15 protein-coding genes are annotated in these 18428 nt (G+C 71.1%); 7 read left to right on the forward strand and 8 right to left on the reverse strand.

From position 1 onward, the window contains the following. Positions 1-10 precede the first annotated feature (10 nt). Both C6N31_RS17470 and pdxH read right to left on the reverse strand, forming a co-directional pair. Positions 11-1354 (reverse strand): PAS domain-containing protein, encoded by a 1344-nt coding sequence (locus C6N31_RS17470; RefSeq protein ID WP_307811453.1) that lies wholly within the window; start codon positions 1352-1354, stop codon positions 11-13. A gap of 355 nt (positions 1355-1709) precedes the next feature. Further along, complete coding sequence (gene pdxH / locus C6N31_RS17475) at positions 1710-2351, reverse strand: pyridoxamine 5'-phosphate oxidase (protein ID WP_198357814.1); 642 nt, start codon at positions 2349-2351, stop codon at positions 1710-1712. 393 nt (positions 2352-2744) lie between these two features. Here pdxH and C6N31_RS17480 point away from each other — a divergent pair, with 393 nt between their 5' ends. After that, the gene (locus tag C6N31_RS17480) at positions 2745-3845 is read left to right on the forward strand and encodes a citrate synthase 2 (protein ID WP_138353509.1); all 1101 of its coding nucleotides are present in this window, start codon (positions 2745-2747) and stop codon (positions 3843-3845) included. A 139-nt stretch (positions 3846-3984) separates the two neighbouring features. Here the strand turns inward: C6N31_RS17480 and C6N31_RS17485 are convergent, their stop codons facing one another. Continuing rightward, on the reverse strand, positions 3985-6867 hold the full coding sequence (locus tag C6N31_RS17485; RefSeq protein ID WP_138353508.1) for an FAD-binding and (Fe-S)-binding domain-containing protein: 2883 nt from the start codon (positions 6865-6867) through the stop codon (positions 3985-3987). Between the two features lie 67 nt (positions 6868-6934). Here C6N31_RS17485 and serC point away from each other — a divergent pair, with 67 nt between their 5' ends. After that, complete coding sequence (gene serC / locus C6N31_RS17490; protein WP_198357803.1) at positions 6935-8053, forward strand: phosphoserine transaminase; 1119 nt, start codon at positions 6935-6937, stop codon at positions 8051-8053. A gap of 57 nt (positions 8054-8110) precedes the next feature. On the opposite strand, the gene C6N31_RS17495 is transcribed toward serC, so the two are convergent. Next, on the reverse strand, positions 8111-9139 hold the full coding sequence (locus C6N31_RS17495) for a hypothetical protein (protein ID WP_138353506.1): 1029 nt from the start codon (positions 9137-9139) through the stop codon (positions 8111-8113). Positions 9140-9233: 94 nt separating this feature from the next. On the opposite strand from C6N31_RS17495, the gene C6N31_RS17500 reads away from it, so the two are divergent. Next, positions 9234-9905, forward strand: coding sequence for a GDSL-type esterase/lipase family protein (locus C6N31_RS17500; protein WP_232485338.1), 672 nt, complete (start codon positions 9234-9236; stop codon positions 9903-9905). An 83-nt stretch (positions 9906-9988) separates the two neighbouring features. Continuing rightward, on the forward strand, positions 9989-10984 hold the full coding sequence (locus tag C6N31_RS17505) for an aldo/keto reductase (protein ID WP_138353504.1): 996 nt from the start codon (positions 9989-9991) through the stop codon (positions 10982-10984). Between the two features lie 189 nt (positions 10985-11173). Here C6N31_RS17505 and thpR read toward each other — a convergent pair whose 3' ends face one another. From thpR to C6N31_RS17520, 3 genes are all read right to left on the reverse strand, one after another. Next, positions 11174-11719, reverse strand: a complete 546-nt coding sequence (gene thpR / locus C6N31_RS17510) for an RNA 2',3'-cyclic phosphodiesterase (RefSeq protein WP_138353503.1) — start codon at positions 11717-11719, stop codon at positions 11174-11176. A 10-nt stretch (positions 11720-11729) separates the two neighbouring features. Beyond that, positions 11730-13079 (reverse strand): MFS transporter, encoded by a 1350-nt coding sequence (locus C6N31_RS17515; RefSeq protein WP_164295955.1) that lies wholly within the window; start codon positions 13077-13079, stop codon positions 11730-11732. Positions 13080-13211: 132 nt separating this feature from the next. Next, positions 13212-13652 carry a MarR family winged helix-turn-helix transcriptional regulator gene (locus tag C6N31_RS17520; RefSeq protein ID WP_138353501.1) on the reverse strand — a complete coding sequence of 147 codons (441 nt, stop codon included), beginning with the start codon at positions 13650-13652 and terminating at the stop codon, positions 13212-13214. Positions 13653-13753: 101 nt separating this feature from the next. Here C6N31_RS17520 and C6N31_RS17525 point away from each other — a divergent pair, with 101 nt between their 5' ends. Continuing rightward, on the forward strand, positions 13754-13942 hold the full coding sequence (locus tag C6N31_RS17525; RefSeq protein ID WP_138353500.1) for a ribbon-helix-helix protein, CopG family: 189 nt from the start codon (positions 13754-13756) through the stop codon (positions 13940-13942). A gap of 71 nt (positions 13943-14013) precedes the next feature. On the opposite strand, the gene C6N31_RS17530 is transcribed toward C6N31_RS17525, so the two are convergent. Further along, the gene (locus C6N31_RS17530) at positions 14014-15468 is read right to left on the reverse strand and encodes an NCS2 family permease (RefSeq protein ID WP_198357804.1); all 1455 of its coding nucleotides are present in this window, start codon (positions 15466-15468) and stop codon (positions 14014-14016) included. Between the two features lie 163 nt (positions 15469-15631). Between C6N31_RS17530 and C6N31_RS17535 the strand changes: the two genes are divergently transcribed. Together C6N31_RS17535 and C6N31_RS17540 are read left to right on the forward strand one after the other, a co-directional pair. Further along, entirely contained in the window at positions 15632-15916 is a 285-nt protein-coding gene (locus C6N31_RS17535; RefSeq protein ID WP_138353498.1) for a DUF2530 domain-containing protein, read from the forward strand. 86 nt (positions 15917-16002) lie between these two features. Further along, positions 16003-18396: an HAD-IC family P-type ATPase gene (locus C6N31_RS17540; protein ID WP_198357805.1), complete on the forward strand. Its 2394-nt coding sequence runs from the start codon at positions 16003-16005 to the stop codon at positions 18394-18396. Positions 18397-18428 lie beyond the last annotated feature (32 nt).

The raw sequence follows: 18428 nt of genomic DNA on the forward strand, positions 1-18428 counted from the left end.
GGCCCGGCCCTCAGCTCAGTTGCTGCGCCAGGTCCAGCGCCGCGGCCACCCGCACCGCCACGTCCTCCGCGTACGCCGCGTCGGAACGGTCGAAGAGACGGCGCCCCGCGCCCCGCAGGAACGTGACGGCGCCCAGAGTGCGTCCGCGGCTCCGCAGGACCGTGGAGAGGCCGTGGACCGTCCCCTCGGGCCAACGGCGGGCCGCCGCCCACTCGTCGATCCTGGCCCGCGAGGCGGGCTCGGCCGCGGCGAGGGCGCCGAAGCTGGCGCGTACGGTGCCGATCCGCTCCACGGCCTGCAGCACGGGGTGCGCCGCCCCGTACGCCACCGGGATCGTGCCGACCGGGACGGGCAGACACGGCCCCGAGGACCCCTCCGGGGTAGAGGCGGCGCGCACCAGCCGGCCGTCGTCCCCGGCGAGGTCGACCAACGCGTGGTCGGCGAACCCGGCCAGCGCGAAGTCCAGATAGGTGGTCGCGGCCTCCACCGGGTCCTCGCACTCGGACGCCGTACGCCCGGCCCGGTGCAGCTGGTTGTGCCGGAAGCGCAGCAACGATCCTTCTTGCTCCGCGAGTTTGGCCTCCGTTACGTCCAGGAACAGCCACCCGACGCCCAGCGGCACCGGTTCCTCGCCGAGCGGCGACCCGAGGCGCACGAACCCGCTGCGCCAGCAGTGCCGTTTGGCGCCCTCGTCGCCGCGCAGGCTCAGCCACAGCTCGGACGGGACCGGCGGGCTGCCCTCCGCGAGCACGTGCTGCAGCGCCGTCTCCAGCTCCTCCAGGCCCTGCTCCAGCAGATCGCCGAGCGGCCGGCCGAGCAGGGTGTCCCGGCCGGTGCGCAGCAGGCGGGCGGCGTGCGCGTTCACGACGGCGGGCCGCAGGTCCGCGTCGATCAGGACGACACCCCACGAGGCGTCGTCGAAGAGCGCCTCGCTGAGCGCGATGGAGCGTTCCAGGTCGATCTGGGCGTGCACCTCGGAGAAGGCGCAGTAGACCCCGGCGGGGCGGCCGTCCTGACCCTGCACGGCCGCGGACTGGGTGCGGACGAGCACCCGGTGGCCGTCCTTGGTCAGCAGCGCGAACTCGTGCACCTGGCGGCCGGGCGCGTCCATGGCGCCGAGCAGCCTCGTCTGCACGTCGTGCGCGTCGGCGCTACGGGCGGCCCAGCCCGAGAAGCCGCGGCGGCCGACGGCATCGTCCGCCGACCAGCCGAGGATCCGTACGGCTTCGGAATTCCAGTGGGTGATGACACCGTCGCGGTCGAAGGCGCACAGGCCCGCCTCCATACCGTCGAGCAGAGCGGCGAGTAGCTGCTCGTCGCCATCACTGAGCGGCTTCGCATCGAATGGCTGCACGTCGAATCATTCAACCCCGGTGTGACTCAGCCCACACGGCATTTCGATAAATCGGTTGTGCGTCCCGGGGCCGGTTCCTAATGTTGCGGTCACACATGAAGGGAGGTGGTTCGCAGCATGATGTGCAGTCGGACACGTGAGGTGACTGCGGGCTAGTCCCGCGCACCAAGCTCGTCGCGCAGACTCCGTGCACGGGGTCGAGGGGCGGGCCAATCCCACGCAGTCACCCGACCCGCGGGCTCGTCGGACTTGTCCGGCCGGTGCCTGGAGGAAACTCCAGGGAGCAGCCCGCGGGTCGTTTGCGTTGTCGAAAGGCCGCGTGTGCGTTGTCGAAAGGCCGCGTGGCCGCCGGGTTCTACGGCGCCAGCCGTACGACGTTCCAGGAGCCCGTTTCGCTGTTCTCCCCGTCGGCGCGCTCGTAGCGCAGTCGGTCGTGCAGCCGGTTTTCGCGCCCCTGCCAGAATTCCACGCTCCGGGCGCGCACCCGGATGCCTCCCCAGTACGTCGGCACCGGGACGTCGCTGCCCTCCGGGTAGCGCGCCTCCAGCTCCGCGTAGCGCCGTTCCAGCTCCTCCCGGGACTCCACGACCGAGGACTGCGCACTGGCCCACGCGCCCAGCCGCGAACCGTGCGGGCGGCTGCGGAAGTACCGGGCGGTCTCGTCCGTCGAGACGCGTTCGACGGTGCCGGAGACGATGACCTGGCGGGCGATCGGATGCCAGGGGAAGAGCAGCGAGATCTGCGGGTTCTCCACCAGATCGCGGCCCTTGCGGGAGCCGTAGTTCGTGTAGAAGACGAAGCCGCGCGGGTCGAAGCCCTTGAGGAGCACGGTCCGTGAGCTGGGGCGGCCCTCGGCGTCGGCGGTCGAGACGATCATCGCGTTCGGCTCGGTGAGGCCGGCGGTCACGGTGTCCGCGAACCAGCGGGTGAACTGCGAGTACGGGTCCGCGGCCAGCTCGGCCTCGGTGAGACCCTGGGCGCGGTACTGCTCGCGCATGACGGCGGGATCGACATGATGCTGCACCCGGACATCTTGCATCCCCTGGGACCCGTACGTCCCGGCGGTGCGCCACGCGGGCCGTCCTGCCGGGGACCCTGTGGGGTCGGCGCGGTGGTCGGTAGGGGGTTTCCGGGCCGGAAAAGGGCCGGAAACCGGCCGGCCGGGCCGAAGAGTGTGCCGCACCTCACGCTTCCCGTCATGTGCCAGAACCGACAGAATTGCGGGTCGGGCAGCTGTGGCCTCTTGACATCAAGAGATACCGTTTCTGACTCCGGCCTCGGGTCTCCGATGGAGCAGGGTGACCATCACCCGAGCGGGGCATTACCGGAACGGCCGTCCAAGCAGTCGGCCGGCCAAGCACCTGTCGACCACATCACGAGGAGCCGCCTGATGTCCGACTTCGTACCCGGACTCGAAGGAGTAGTCGCGTTCGAGACGGAGATCGCCGAACCTGACAAGGAAGGCGGCTCTCTCCGTTACCGAGGCGTCGACATCGAAGATCTCGTCAGCCATGTCTCATTCGGAAACGTGTGGGGCCTGCTGGTCGACGGCAAGTTCAATCCGGGCCTGCCGCCTGCCGAGCCGTTCCCGATCCCGGTGCACTCCGGCGACATCCGTGTCGACGTCCAGTCGGCGCTCGCCATGCTCGCCCCCGTGTGGGGTCTGAAACCGCTGCTGGACATCGACGTCGACGAGGCCCGTGACGACCTCGCGCGCGCCGCCGTCATGGCGCTCTCCTACGTCGCCCAGTCGGCGCGCGGCCAGGGCCTCGCCATGGTGCCGCAGAAGGAGATCGACAAGGCGCAGACGATCGTCGAGCGCTTCATGATCCGCTGGCGCGGTGAGCCCGACCCGAAGCACGTGGCCGCCGTCGACGCGTACTGGACGTCCGCCGCGGAGCACGGCATGAACGCCTCCACGTTCACCGCCCGCGTCATCGCCTCCACGGGTGCCGACGTGGCCGCGGCCCTGTCCGGCGCCGTCGGCGCCATGTCGGGCCCGCTGCACGGCGGCGCCCCCTCCCGCGTCCTCGGCATGATCGAGGAGATCGAGCGGACCGGTGACGCGAGCGCCTACGTCAAGCGCGCCCTGGACAAGGGCGAGCGCCTGATGGGCTTCGGCCACCGCGTGTACCGCGCCGAGGACCCGCGTGCGCGCGTGCTGCGGCGTACGGCGAAGGAGCTGGGCGCCCCCCGCTTCGAGGTCGCGGAGGCGCTGGAGAAGGCGGCGCTCGCGGAGCTGCACGCGCGGCGCCCCGACCGGGTGCTCGCCACCAACGTGGAGTTCTGGGCGGCGATCGTCCTGGACTTCGCCGAGGTTCCGGCGCACATGTTCACGTCGATGTTCACCTGTGCCCGGACGGCGGGCTGGTCGGCCCACATCCTGGAGCAGAAGCGCACCGGCCGGCTCGTCCGCCCCTCCGCCCGCTACATGGGCCCCGGCCCGCGCGACCCGCGCGAGGTCGACGGCTTCGCGGGCATCGGGCACTGAGTCCACGTCAGGTGCTGCTGAATCGTTGATGCTGTGGCCTGCTCCCACCCTCGTACGGGGTGGGAGCAGGCCACAGTCGTCGGCGGGCCCTGCCGTCCTGACGCCCTGGATTCAGGCGTCCGGCCCCCCTGCCCTTGGTTCAGGCGTCCGGCAGCGCCTCCGCCAGGAGTTCGGCCAGGTGCCGGCCCGGGGTGTCGGCCAGCTCCGCGAGCTGCGTGCGGCAGGAGAACCCGTCCGCCAGAACGGCGGCCCCCGCGGGTGCCTCCCGGACCGCCGGGAGCAGTTGCTCCTCGGCGCAGGCCACCGACACGTCGTAGTGGCCCTGCTCGAAACCGAAGTTGCCGGCCAGACCGCAGCAGCCGCCGGAGGGCGTGCCGGTGAGGCCGGCGCGCTCGCGCAGCCGCCGTTCTGCGGCGTCGCCGAGCACGGCGTGCTGGTGGCAGTGCGTCTGTCCGACGACCGCACGGTCGAGGCGGGGCGGTACCCAGTCGGGGGCCAGCTCCTCCAGCACCTGCGCGAAGGTCCGGACGGAGGCGGCCAGCCGGGCCGCGCGGGGATCGCCGGAGCCGAGCAGTTCCGGCAGGTCGGCGCGGAGCGCCGCCCCACAGCTGGGTTCGAGGACGACGATCGGCAGCCCGGCGTCCAGCGCGGGTGCGAGGGCGTCGACCGTGCGGCGCATGACCGTACGGGCCCGGTCCAGCTGCCCGGTGGACACCCACGTCAGACCGCAGCAGACGGCCTTCGGCGGCAGGACGACCCGCAGGCCGGCTGCCTCCAGCACCTTCACCGCGGCCTGTCCGACCTGCGGCGACAGATAGTTCGTGAAGGTGTCGGGCCACAGCACGACGGTCGTGCCGGGCGCGGTCGTGCCGGGCGCGGTCGTTCCAGCGACGTCCGTCGCGGTCTTGCCCGCCCCGGCCGGGCGGCCGGCCTGCCGGCGGAGGGCGCGGTGGTTCCACCAAGTGCGGAAGGGCTCGTGGGCCAGCGCGGGGATGTGGCGTTGCGGCGCGATGCCGCCGGCGCGCTTGGCCACCCCCGCCAGCGGCCCCCGGGCCAGGGCGTTCAGGACGCGCGCATACGGTGCGGCGGCTCGCAGCCAGACCGGGAGCCATCCCATCGAGTAGTGCGAGCGGGGGCGCAGCCGTCCTGCGTAGTGGTGGTGCAGGAACTCGGCCTTGTACGTCGCCATGTCCACCTCGACCGGGCAGTCGCTGCGGCAGCCCTTGCAGGAAAGGCACAGGTCGAGCGCGTCGCGGACCTCCTCCGACCGCCAGCCGTCCTCGATGATCTCGCCGGCGAGCATCTCGTGCAGCAGCCGGGCGCGGCCGCGCGTGGAGTGCCGCTCCTCCCCCGTCACCCGGTACGACGGGCACATCACGCTGTCCCCGCCGGACGAGGTGGTCGCGGACGTACGGCATTTGCCGACGCCGACGCAGCGCCGGACGGCCGCCGTGAAATCGCCGCCGTCACCCGGATAGGTGAACTCGACATCGACGGGATGCGACGCACGGGACGGCAGCACGCCGAAGCGGAGGTTGCTATCCATAGGAGCGGGGCGGACGAGCATCCCGGGATTCATTCCGCCCGCCGGGTCCCAGAGATCCTTGAAAACTCCAAAGAGAGCCACGAGTTCGGGGCCGTACATCTTCGGCAGGAGTTCCGCCCGCGCCTGGCCGTCGCCATGCTCGCCCGACAGCGAGCCACCGTGGGCGACGACCAGGTCGGCGGTCGCCTCGGAGAAGCGCCGGAAGCGGGCGATGCCCGCCGGCGTCAGCAGGTCGAAGTCGATACGGACATGCACGCAGCCGTCGCCGAAGTGTCCGTACGGGGAGCCGCGCAAGCCGTGCTCGCCCAGCAGCGTCCTGAACTCCCGCAGATACGCGCCGAGCCGGTCCGGTGGCACCGCGCAGTCCTCCCAGCCGGGCCATGCCTCGGTGCCGTCGGGCATCCGGGTCGCGGTCCCCGAGGCGTCCTCGCGGATCCGCCACAGGGCGCGCTGGTCGGCCGGCTCCGAGACGACGGTGTGGTCCCTGGCGCCGTCGGCGGCGGCGTGGCGGCACAGCTCCGAGGCGCGGGCCCGCGCCTCGGCCGCGGTGCCGCCGCCCATCTCCACGAACAGCCAGGCGGCGCCGCGCGGCAGCGACTCCCGGGCGGCGGCGCCCACCAGGTCGGCCGCCATGCCCTCGACGGTCAGCGGGTGGTGGGGCAGCAGCAGGTGCGCGGCTTCGGCGGCGGCGCTCTCGTCCTCGTACCCGAGCACGGCCAGCGCGCGGGCGGCCGGCGGCTCCACCAGCCGTACGGTGGCGCGGGTCAGCACGCCCAGGGTGCCCTCGCTGCCGGTGAAGGCACGCGCCAGATCCCGGCCGTGCTCGGGGAGCAGCCGGTCCAGGGCGTAGCCGGAGATCCGGCGCGGCAGGTCGGGGAAGCCGGTGCGGAGCACGGACAGCCGCTCGTCGGCGAAGGCGGCGGTCCGGTCGTGCAGCGGCCCCGGCAGGCCGCGGCCGAGGGTGGCCCGCTCCCCGCCGTAGGTCAGCACCTCCAGCTCGTGCACGTTGTCGGCGGTCGTCCCCCAGGCGACCGAATGCGAGCCGCACGCGTTGTTGCCGATCATGCCGCCGAGGGTGCAGCGGCTGTGGGTGGACGGATCCGGGCCGAAGGTCAGCCCGTGGCCGGCGGCCGCCGCCCGCAGATCGTCGAGGACCACACCCGGCTGCACGACCGCGGTGCGCGCCTCGGGGTCGATGTGCTCGATCGCCCGCATGTGGCGGGTGAAGTCCAGCACCACTCCGACCCCCGTCGCCTGCCCGGCGATCGAGGTGCCCCCGCCGCGCGGCACCACCGGCACGCCGTACTCGCGGCACACCGCCAGCGCCGCCGCCACGTCGTCCGCGTCGCGGGGCGCCACCACGCCCAGCGGGACCCTCCGGTAGTTCGACGCGTCCATCGTCACCAGCGCCCGCGCCCCCGCGTCGAACGCGACCGTGCCGCGTACCGCCGCCCGCATCGCCTGCTCAAGATCCATACGCCAACCTTGTCTCACCGGGTGGACCAGTAGCGGGACCGGGTTCAGGACGGATTACGCTTCGCCCGTGGCTGATATCCAGATTCCCGCTGACATCAAGCCCGCCGACGGCCGTTTCGGCGCGGGCCCCTCCAAGGTACGGACGGAGGCGGTCGAAGCGCTGGCCGCGACCGGCACGTCCCTGCTCGGCACCTCTCACCGGCAGGCTCCGGTGAAGAACCTGGTGGGCCAGGTCCGTGAAGGTGTCCGGCAGCTGTTCTCCCTGCCCGAGGGCTATGAGGTAGTGCTCGGCAACGGCGGGTCCACCGCGTTCTGGGACATCGCCACCCATGGTCTGATCCGGCAGAAGTCCCAGCATTTGTCGTTCGGCGAGTTCTCCTCCAAGTTCGCGACCGCGGCCAAGCTCGCGCCGTGGCTGGACGACCCGTCGGTCGTCAAGTCCGACCCGGGTACCCACCCGGTGCCGGTCGCCGAGGCCGGTGTGGACGTGTACGCGTTCACGCACAACGAGACCTCGACGGGTGTCGCCGCACCCATCAAGCGCGTACAGGGCGCCGACGCCGGTTCACTCGTCCTGGTGGACGCCACCTCCGGTGCGGGCGGCCTGCCGGTCGACATCACCGAGACGGACGTCTACTACTTCGCCCCGCAGAAGTCCTTCGCGGCGGACGGCGGCCTGTGGCTGGCCGCGTTCTCCCCGGCCGCGCTGGAACGCGCCGCCGAGATCGCCGCGTCCGGCCGGCACATCCCCGCGTTCTTCGACCTGCCGACCGCGATCGACAACTCGACGAAGAACCAGACGTACAACACCCCGGCGCTGTCCACGCTCTTCCTGCTCGCCAACCAGCTCGACTGGATCAACGGCCAGGGCGGCCTGGACTGGGCGGTCGCCCGCACCGCGGACTCCTCGTCGCGGCTGTACGTCTGGGCCGAGAAGTCGTCGTACGCGACGCCGTTCGTGGCCGACCCGGAGCAGCGCTCGCAGGTCATCGGCACCATCGACTTCGACGACGCGATCGACGCCACCCAGATCTCGAAGGCGCTGCGCGCCAACGGCATCGTGGACACCGAGCCGTACCGCAAGCTGGGCCGCAACCAGCTGCGGGTCGCGATGTTCCCGGCGGTCGACCCGGCCGACGTCGAGGCGCTGACGGTCTGCATCGACTACGTCATCGACAAGCTGTAACCGCACCCGCGACGCACGACTGACGAGGGGTCCGGCCGGTGACGGCCGGGCCCCTCGTCAGTCGGGACGGCGGCGAAGGATCCGGCGCAGGCCGGTGGCCGCGACGAAGATCGCGGCGAGCACCGCGAAACCGACGACGGTCACACTGTGGCCGGACGAGCCGTCCTTGGCGGCGTCCGCGGCCGGTCCCTTGCCGCCCGGCCGGCCCGTGCCGGCGGATCCGGTGGCGTCCGGGGCCACGGAGTCCGGCAGGTCCTCGCCGTTGAGCGGCGCCCGCCAGACCTCGCTGTTCTTCCCCTCGCTGCCGTACATCAGCGCTCGGCCGTCCGGGGTGAAGGCCACCGACTCGCCCTGCCGCTGCATCGGCACATCGAGGCTGCCGATCTTCGTCGGGGCGTCGCCGGACCACCGCCAGGCGGTCGCCCAGAAGTAGCCGCGCAGCACCAGCCGGGTGCCGTCGGGCGAGAACGAACCGTCGGTCACCCAGGGCACCTCGGCGATCTTCCGGAAGACGTTCACCCCCTTCGGGCTGAGCTTCTTCGGGCCCGCGTACAGGGCGCCGCCGTCCTCGTTCTTGCTGGCGATGTAGACCCGGCCGGTCTTGGGGTGCACCATCAGCGCCTCCGCGTTCCGCGGGCCGCCCTCGTACTGGACCGTGTAGCGGATGACGTCCACCGTCGTGTTCCCCAGCTGCTTGGGCTCGGCGAACCGGTAGATCCACACATGCGGCCAGGTCCCGCCGAGGTTGTCGCCGATGTCGCCGACGTAGATGTCGCCGTCCGGGCCGATGGAGATCGCCTCCACGTCACGGGGGTCGATGCCGCGCATCGTGACCCTGGCGACGGTCCTGCCGGTCGCGGAGTCCACCGCGTAGACGTACGGGCCGTCGTCGCTGTCGTTGTGGGTCCAGTACACGCCCTTGTGGAGGTGGCTGGCGGCCAGTCCGCTGGACTCGGTGATCCGGGGGTCGCTGATGGTGAACGCGACGGCGGGCCCGCCGTCGGCGACGGCCCCCGGCACCGGTCCGAGAACGGCGAACGCCGCGGCGGCGACTGAGGCGGCGAGGGCGATGCGGGAGCGCGGCATGCCCCCAGCCTGCCATCCCGTCATGTGTCGGGCTTCACGCCGCCGGGCATCGCGGCCGGGGCCGGGTATCCGCGATGATCTCAGCGTGCGTTATATGTTCGTCGGCGATTCCATGACCATCGGCAGCGCGGGCGACTTCACCTGGCGTTACCGCATGTGGCAGCACCTGTGCTCGCTCGGCGAGCCGTTCACGGTGGTCGGCCCGCGCACCGCGCTGCACGACAAGGAGCGCGGCGAGCCCGTCTCGCACGCGTACGCCGACCCGGCCTTCCCGGCGGACGCCCGGCGGCATCTGGCCGGCTGGGGTGAGGGCTGGCTGCACATGGCGCCGCTGATCGGGGACGCGGTGCGCGCGCACCGTCCCGATCTCCTGCTGATCTCGCTCGGTCTGATCGATCTCGGCTTCTACACGACCGCCGAGCAGACCGCGGAGAACCTGCGGAGCTTCGTCGGCGAGGCACGGTCCGCCAATCCGCGGATCCGCATGGTGCTGCTGCCGGTGATACCCAACATCCGGGCCGACCACGATCTCCCCTTCGCCGAGCAGTGCCGGGACCTCAACGTCCGGATGGCCAAGGCCGTCGCCGATCTGGACACCGGCGCCTCTCCCCTGCTGCTCGCGTCCCGGCCGGACGGCTACGAGCTGTTCACCGACACCTACGACGGCACGCACCCCGGTCCCTCCGGCGAACACCGCCTCGCGGCCGCGTTCGCCGACGCGATGCACCAGGCCTGGGGGGTCGGCGGACCGTATGCGGGCCGATAGGCGCGGCGCCCCCTGACACGCCCGTCCCAGCGGGCGGCCACCCCCTTGCTTCGAGCGCACTCGAAGAGCTTGGCTTAGGGGTCATGGAGTACACGCAGCTCGGACGCACGGGTCTCAAAGTCAGCCGCCTGGTGCTCGGCACCATGAACTTCGGTCCCCAGACCGATGAGAACGACAGTCACGCGATCATGGACTCCGCGCTCGGCGCGGGCGTCAACTTCTTCGACACCGCCAATGTGTACGGGTGGGGCGAGAACAAGGGCCGCACCGAGGAGATCGTCGGGTCCTGGTTCGCCAAGGGAGGCGGGCGCCGCGAGAAGACCGTTCTCGCGACGAAGGTCTACGGCAACATGGCCGCCGAGGGTGACGCCTGGCCGAACGCCGACCGGCTCTCCGCCCTCAACATCCGCCGTGCCGCCGACGCGAGCCTGAAGCGGCTCGGTACGGACTACATCGACCTCTACCAGTTCCACCACATCGACCGGAACACGCCCTGGGACGAGATCTGGCAGGCCGTCGACGTCCTCGTGCAGCAGGGCAAGATCCTGTACGCCGGTTCGTCGAACTTCGCCGGCTGGAACATCGCGCAGGCCAACGAGGCGGCCGCCCGTCGCGGTTCGCTGGGCCTGACCAGCGAACAGTGCCTGTACAACCTGGCCGAGCGGCGTGCCGAGATGGAGGTCATCCCGGCGGCGCAGGCGTACGGCCTCGGGGTCATCCCGTGGTCGCCGCTGCACGGCGGGCTGCTCGGCGGGGCGCTCCGCAAGGAGCGCGAGGGCGGCGGCGCGCGCTCGACGTCCGGCCGCAGCGCGGACGCGCTCAAGAGCGCGGCGCAGCGCGACCAGATCCAGGCGTACGAGGACCTGTGCGACAAGCACGACCTGGCGCCCGGTGATGTCGGTCTGGCGTGGCTGCTGACCCGGCCCGGGGTGACCGGGCCGATCGTCGGCCCGCGGACGCAGGCGCAGCTGGACTCGGCGCTCAACGCGGTCGAGCTGAAGCTGTCGGAGGAGTTCCTGTCCGCACTGGACGAGGTCTTCCCCGGCCCGGGGCCGTCCCCGGAAGCCTTCGCCTGGTAGGACCCGGCCAGGCCGGGTCCCGGTGAGAACCGGGGCCCGGCGGGCGGGGCCGGTGGCCGCGGGCGGGCGCGACGGCCTCTCAGCGCAGCAGTGCGCCCGCGACCACCACGACGAGCATCAGGACGAGGGCGGCGGTCACTACACGGGTTCGGGTCTTGGGGTCCACGTGTCGAGGTTAACCGGCCGGGGTCACCGGCCCAGCGGCCAGGTCGCCACCGTCTCGTAGTGGGCGTCCGGCGCCGGGTGGCTGCGCACCAGCGCGAGGGTGTCCGCGGACCACGGCGTACCCAGGAAACCGTCGAGCGCGGCGGCGTACGGGCCGAGGGCCACGCCGCCGCGGCTGCGGGCCAGCGTGAGGTGCGGGGTGTACGCGTGCTCCTGCGCCGGATCGACGCCGGCCTGCCGGGCGGCGCTCTGGACGGAGTCCGCCAGTTCCGCGAGCCGGCCGGTGTCGCCCGCGGCGCCCGCCCACAGCGCCCGCTCGCCGAACCGGCCGCCGCCGGACAGCTGCAGTTCGCAGGGCGCGTACCGCCGCGCGACGGCGGCGAGGCCGTCCCGCAGCGCGGGGAGCGTCCCGTCGGCGACCTCGCCGAGGAAGGCGAGCGTGAAGTGCCATCCGGCGCGTTCGGTCCAGCGCAGCCGGCCGGCTCCGGGGAGCCGGTGGAGCGGGGAGACGGCCAGATCGAGTTCGTCCGCCACCCCGGAGGGCGGCAGGACCGCGGCGAACAGTCTCATGCCGACGGCCTCACGCGGCCGTCACCAGTGGGGCGGCCGCGCCCTCACGGGGCACGAACTCGATCAGCCGGTGGTCTTTTCCCCGGTGCAGGTCCACCTTGAGCCGCAGCCCGCCGACCCGGGCCAGCACCAGGCCGACACCGACCGCCGCGAGCGCCGCGACGAGGCCGCCGGACAGGAACCCGACGCGGGCCCCGTAGGTGTCCGTCACCCAGCCGACGACCGGGCCGCCTATGGGGGTGCCACCGACGAAGACCATCATGTACAGGCTCATGACGCGGCCCCGCATGGCGGGGTCGGAGGCGAGCTGCACCGAGGCGTTGGCCGAGGTGTTGAACGTCATCCCGAAGACGCCGATCGGCAGCAGCAGGAGCGCGAACATCCAGAAGGACGGCGCCACCGCGGCCACCACCTCCAGCGCCCCGAAGGCGAACGCGGCGGCCACCAGCAGCCGCAGCCGGGTCCGTCCGCGGCGGGCCGCGAGCAGCGCGCCGCCGAGCGAGCCCAGCGCGATGATGGTGTTCAGCAGCCCGTAGGTGCTCGCACCGGAGTGGTAGACGTGGTTGACGAAGCCGGTGAGGATGATCGGGAAGTTGAAGCCGAAGGTCCCGATGAACCCGACCAGCACGATCGGCCAGATCAGCTCCGGGCGCCCGGCGACGTAGTGCAGGCCCTCCCGCAGCTGGCCCTTGCCGCGCGGCACCCGCTCGACCTTGTGCAGCTCAGCGGTGCGCATCATCAGCAGGCCGGCGAGCGGGGCGAGGAACGACAGCCCGTTGAGCAGGAATGCCCAGCCGCTGCCGACCGCGGTGATCAGGACACCGGCGACGGCGGGGCCGATCAGCCGGGCGGCCTGGAAGTTCGCGGAGTTCAGCGAGACCGCGTTGCGGATCTCGCCGGGGCCGACCATCTCGACCACGAAGGTCTGCCGGGCCGGGTTGTCGACGACGGTCACCATGCCGAGGGCGAAGGCGATGACGTACACGTGCCAGACCTGGACGTGCCCGCTGAGCGTCAGTGCGGCGAGCAGCAGCCCGAGCCCGCCGAGCGCGGCCTGGGTGCACAGCAGGATCTGCCGCTTGGGGTAACGGTCGGCGATGACACCGCCGAACAGGCCGAAGAGCAGCATCGGCAGGAACTGCAGCGCGGTGGTGATACCCACCGCGAAAGAAGAACCGGTGATGCTGAGCACCAGCCAGTCCTGGGCGATCCGCGACATCCAGGTGCCGGTGTTGGACACCACGGCGCCGGTCGCGAAGAGCCGGTAGTTACGAACCTTGAGCGAGCTGAACATGCCGCGCTTCGTGGTCGTATCGGGTTCTTGTCCGGGTGCGGTGTCTGAGCCGGCTGCCGAACTCAATCTAGGTTCGCCTCCCCTGTGTGGCGTTGCGCTTCACTTCTGGTTGTTCCACGTTCTTCTGCACCCGCCGTCCGCCGGTCGGGTATCACTACATCTCGGGTGTCACTGCTTCTCGGAACGTCTCGGGTGTCACTACAGCTGCGCGAGCTTCTCCAGGACCGGCGCGGCGGCACGCAGCACGGCGCGCTCGTCGTCGCTCAGCCCCTCCGTGAGCTGCGCCAGCCACACGTTGCGCTTGCGGCGGCTCTCCTCGAGCATCGCCTCGGCCTGCTCCGTCTGGCTGACGACCACCTGGCGGCGGTCGTCGGGGTGCGGGTCCCGGCGGACGAGGTCCTTGGCCTCCAGCATCGCGACGATGCGCGTCATGGAGGGCGGCTGGACGTGCTCCTTGCGGGCCAGCTCCCCGGGTGTGGCGGAGCCGCAGCGGGCGAGGGTACCCAGCACGGACATCTCGGTCGGGCTGAGCGACTCGTCCACCCGCTGGTGGCGCAGTCGCCGCGACAGTCGCATCACTGCGGAGCGCAGAGAGTTCACTGCGGCGCGGTCGTCCTCGGACAGTTCGGTCACATTCATTAGCGTAGCTCATTACCTAGGCTAAGTAAACCTCACCCATATGAGTGAGTTAGCGCCCGAAAACGACACCTGGAACCACCCCCGGCGGGGACCTTTGGCATATGGCATCGAGAGTGCTCAGCCTGCGTATAGACGCCGACCTGCTGGATCGGCTCCGTGACCACGCCGCCAAATGCGGAACGAGCGTCCAGGACTACGTGGTCCGGACGCTCGTTCGCGACGACTTCGACGAGCGGTTCAAGACCGCCGTCGACGAGACGGAGCGGTTCTACGCCGCTCCGCCGGGGTGAGTGGCACCCCGACACCATCCCGACACCACCCCGACAACACCGGGGCGGTCAGGCCGGGCCCAGGCCGGGCCTCAGGTCAGGCCGAGGGCCGGCATCAGGTAGTAGAAGCCGAAGACCGCCGCGACCACGTACAGGGCCACCGGCACCTCACGGCCGCGCCCCGCGGCCAGCCGCAGCAGGCAGAAGCTGACGAAGCCGATGCCGATGCCGTTGGTGATGGAGTACGTGAACGGCATCATCACCATCGTCAGGAACGCCGGGACGGCGATCGTGAAGTCGTCCCAGTCGATGTCCCGGACGCTGTTCGCCAGGATCAGGAAGCCGACCGCGATCAGCGCGGGAGTGGCGGCCTGGGCCGGGACCATCGTGGCGAGCGGGGTGAAGAACAGCGCGAGCACGAACATCAGCCCGGTGACGATGCTGGCGAGGCCGGTCCTGGCACCCTCGCCGACACCGGCCGTGGACTCCACGAAGCAGGTGTTGGCGGAGCTGGAGGTGGCGCCGCCGAGGGCGGTGGCGATGCCGTCGACCATCAGCACCTTGTTCATGCCGGGCAGGTCGCCCTTCTCGTCCAGCAGGTGCGCCTCGTCGCTGACGCCGAGGATCGTGCCCATCGCGTCGAAGAAGCAGGACAGCAGCACGGTGAAGACGAACAGCACCCCGGTCAGTATCCCGACCTCGCCGAAGCCGCCGAAGAGGCTGACGTTGCCGATGAGTCCGAAGTCCGGGCCGGCCACCGGGTTGCCGGGCCACTCGGGGACGGTCAGCCCCCAGGCCATGCCGGGGATGTCCGCGACCGCGTCGATGATCAGGGCCAGCACCGTCATCGCGACGATGCTGATCAGGATCGCGCCCGGCACCCTGCGGATGATCAGGGCCAGCGTGAGCAGCACGCCCAGGATGAAGACCAGCACCGGCCAGCCGTTGAGGTGGCCGTCCGAGCCCAGCTGCAGCGGGACGGTGGTGTGCGCGGCGTCCGGGATTCGGGTGACGAAGCCCGAGTCGACGAGGCCGATCAGCATGATGAACAGGCCGATGCCGATCGCGATGCCCTTGCGCAGCCCCAGCGGTACCGCGCTCATCACCCGCTCGCGCAGCCCGGTGGCGACCAGCAGCATGATCGCGAAACCGGCCAGGACGACCATGCCCATCGCGTCGGGCCAGCTCATCCTGGGTGCGAGCTGCAGGGCGACGACGGTGTTCACACCGAGGCCGGCCGCGAGCGCGATCGGCACATTCCCGATGACGCCCATCAGGAGGGTGGTGAAGGCGGCGGTCAGCACGGTGGCGGTGACCAGCTGGCCACCGTCCAGGTGGTGGCCGTACTTGTCCACGCCGGAACTGAGGATGATCGGGTTCAGCACGATGATGTAGGCCATCGCGAAGAAGGTGGCGAGCCCGCCCCGGACCTCGCGGGAGACCGACGATCCCCGCTCGGAGATCCGGAAGAAGCGGTCGAGGCCGTTCTTGGGCGGTGCGGGTGACGGGTTCTTGGCGTCGACCGAGGCGGTGGCCGAGGGGGACATGTAGGTCCTCTATTTGTGCGTTCGTACGACTGAAACCAGTCACCGGGGGACCGCTTCAGTATGAACAAACGAGTGATCGAGCGCTATCTCCGCGCGTAGACCCTTGCGGCGACCGGCCGCACCCCACCATGGGGCACCTGCCGGCACCACGTACCCTGACCGCATGAGCAAGTGGAAAGCCACGCACGAGACACCCGAGCCGCTGGAAGCGAACGACATCGCGACCGTCCTCGTCGGCACGGTCGTCTGGTTCGTGCTCTTCATCGGGCAGCTCCCCTTCTACGGCTGGTACGCCGACCACGGCCACGCCTGGTGGATCTGGACCTGCCTCGCCGGCAGCCTGCTCGGCCTCTTCGGCCTCTGGTACGTCCGGAGGCGCAACGCGGCCCTGCAGCGGGAAGCCGCACAGCGCGAAGCCCGGCAGGACGGCCGGAACGTCACCCCGTAGAACATCACCCCATACCCGTCCGAACGGTCACCCGGACCGCTCCGTCCGGCGGGTGAACCGGGCGAACCGCACGTAGCGTCGGTGCCATGACGGATCGCACGGACATCCAGGTCGTTGCCCGCAACGCCGGACTGACCAGCAGTGAGGTCGCCGAGCGGGTGGCCCGGGGCGAGGTGAACGACGTTCCGGTGCGGTCGTCGCGCTCCACCACCGAGATCGTCAAGGCCAACGTCTTCACCCGGTTCAACGCCATCATCGGCGTGCTCTTCCTCGTCATCCTCGTCGTCGGACCGATCCAGGACGGCCTCTTCGGCTTCGTCATCGTCGCCAACACGGCGATCGGCATCATCCAGGAGATGCGCGCCAAGAAGACCCTCGACAGCCTCGCCGTCATCGGCGAGGCCAAGCCCACCGTGCGCCGCGACGGCACGGCCGTCGAGATCCACACCTCCGCGATCGTGCTGGGCGACCTCATCGAGCTGGGCCCGGGCGACAAGGCCGTCGTCGATGGCGAGGTCGTCGAGGCCGAGGGGCTGGAGATCGACGAATCGCTGCTCACCGGTGAGGCCGACCCGGTGCTGAAGAAACCGGGCGACCCCGTCATGTCCGGCAGCTTCGTCGTCGCCGGCGGCGGCGCGTTCACCGCCACCAAGGTCGGCCGGGGGGCCTACGCCGCGCAGCTCGCCGAGGAGGCGTCCCGCTTCACCCTCGTCAACTCCGAACTGCGCAACGGCATCAGCGAGATCCTCAAGTACGTGACGTGGATGATGGTGCCGACCGCGATCGGCCTGATCATCAGCCAGCTCGTGCTCCAGAACCACAACTGGCGCGAGGCGGTGCGCCGTACGGTCGCCGGCATCGTGCCCATGGTCCCCGAGGGACTGGTGCTGCTGACCTCCGTCGCCTTCGCGATCGGCGTCATCCGGCTCGGCCGCAAGCAGTGCCTGGTGCAGGAACTCCCCGCCATCGAGGGCCTGGCGCGGGTCGACGTCGTCTGCCTCGACAAGACCGGCACCCTCACCGAGGGCGGGATGGACGTCACCGGGCTGCGGATGCTCGACGGCGCCACTGAGCCGTACGTCCAGCAGGTGCTCGGCGCGCTCGGCGGCTCCGACCCGCGGCCCAACGCCAGCCTTCAGGCGATCGTCGCCGCCTACCCGGTGACGGTGAAGGACGGGGCCGGAAGCGACGGCTGGCGGTGCACCGAGGCGCTGCCCTTTTCCTCCGCGCGCAAGTACAGCGGCGCCGCCTTCAACGAGCCCGACGGCGACAGCAGCACCTGGCTGCTCGGCGCGCCCGACATCCTGCTGCCCACCGGCCACACCGCCCTCGCCGACATCGACGAACTCAACAACCAGGGCCTGCGGGTGCTGCTGCTCGCGCGCACCGACCGCCGGCTCGACGATCCGGGCGTCGCCACGGACGTCGTCCCGCAGGCGCTGGTCATCCTGGAACAGCGGCTGCGCCCCGACGCCGCCGACACCCTGCGGTACTTCGAGGAACAGGGCGTCCACGCCAAGGTCATCTCCGGCGACAACGCGATCTCGGTCGGCGCGGTCGCCGGCAAGCTCGGGCTGCCCGGCGCGGAGCACCCGGTCGACGCCCGCCAACTGCCCACCGACCGGGACGCGATGGCGGACGTGCTGGAGAACGGCGCGGTCTTCGGCCGGGTCACCCCGCAGCAGAAGCGCGACATGGTCGCCGCGCTCCAGTCCCGGGGCCACAACGTCGCGATGACCGGCGACGGCGTCAATGACGTGCTCGCCCTCAAGGACGCCGACATCGGCGTCTCCATGGGCTCGGGATCCGAGGCGACCCGGGCCGTCGCGCAGATCGTGCTGCTCAACAACAGCTTCGCGACGCTGCCCTCGGTGGTCGCGGAGGGCCGCCGCGTCATCGGGAACATCACGCGGGTGGCGACGCTGTTCCTCACCAAGACCGTCTATTCGGTGCTGCTGGCGCTGCTGGTGGTCTTCTGGCAGGTGCCGTATCCGTTCCTGCCCCGCCATCTGACGCTGCTGTCCACCCTGACCATCGGTGTCCCGGCGTTCTTCCTGGCGCTCGCTCCCAACAAGGAGCGGGCCAAGCCGCACTTCGTACGACGGGTGATGCGGTACTCGGCGCCCGCGGGCGTCATCTGCGGGGTGGCGACGTTCGGCGAGTACCTGCTGGCCCGCCACCACTACACCGGTGACGGGGCGCTGGACGCCGAGACCAGCAACGCGACCCTCACCCTGTTCCTGATCTCCATGTGGGTGCTGGCCATCGTCGCCCGCCCCTACACGCTGTGGCGGGTCTGCCTGGTGCTGGCGATGGGCGCGGGCTTCCTGATCGTGCTGGTCACGCCCTGGCTGCAGAAGTTCTTCGCGCTCAAGCTGGTGGGTACGGAGGGTCCGTGGGTGGCGGTGGGGGTCGCTCTCGCGGCCGGGCTCGTTCTGGAACTGGTCTGGCGAACGCTCCGCGTCCACGACAGCGACTGACGACCCGCCGGGATACCGCGGACACCGGGAAC

The organism is Streptomyces fildesensis (assembly GCF_016107395.1).
Classification (GTDB): domain Bacteria; phylum Actinomycetota; class Actinomycetes; order Streptomycetales; family Streptomycetaceae; genus Actinacidiphila; species Actinacidiphila fildesensis.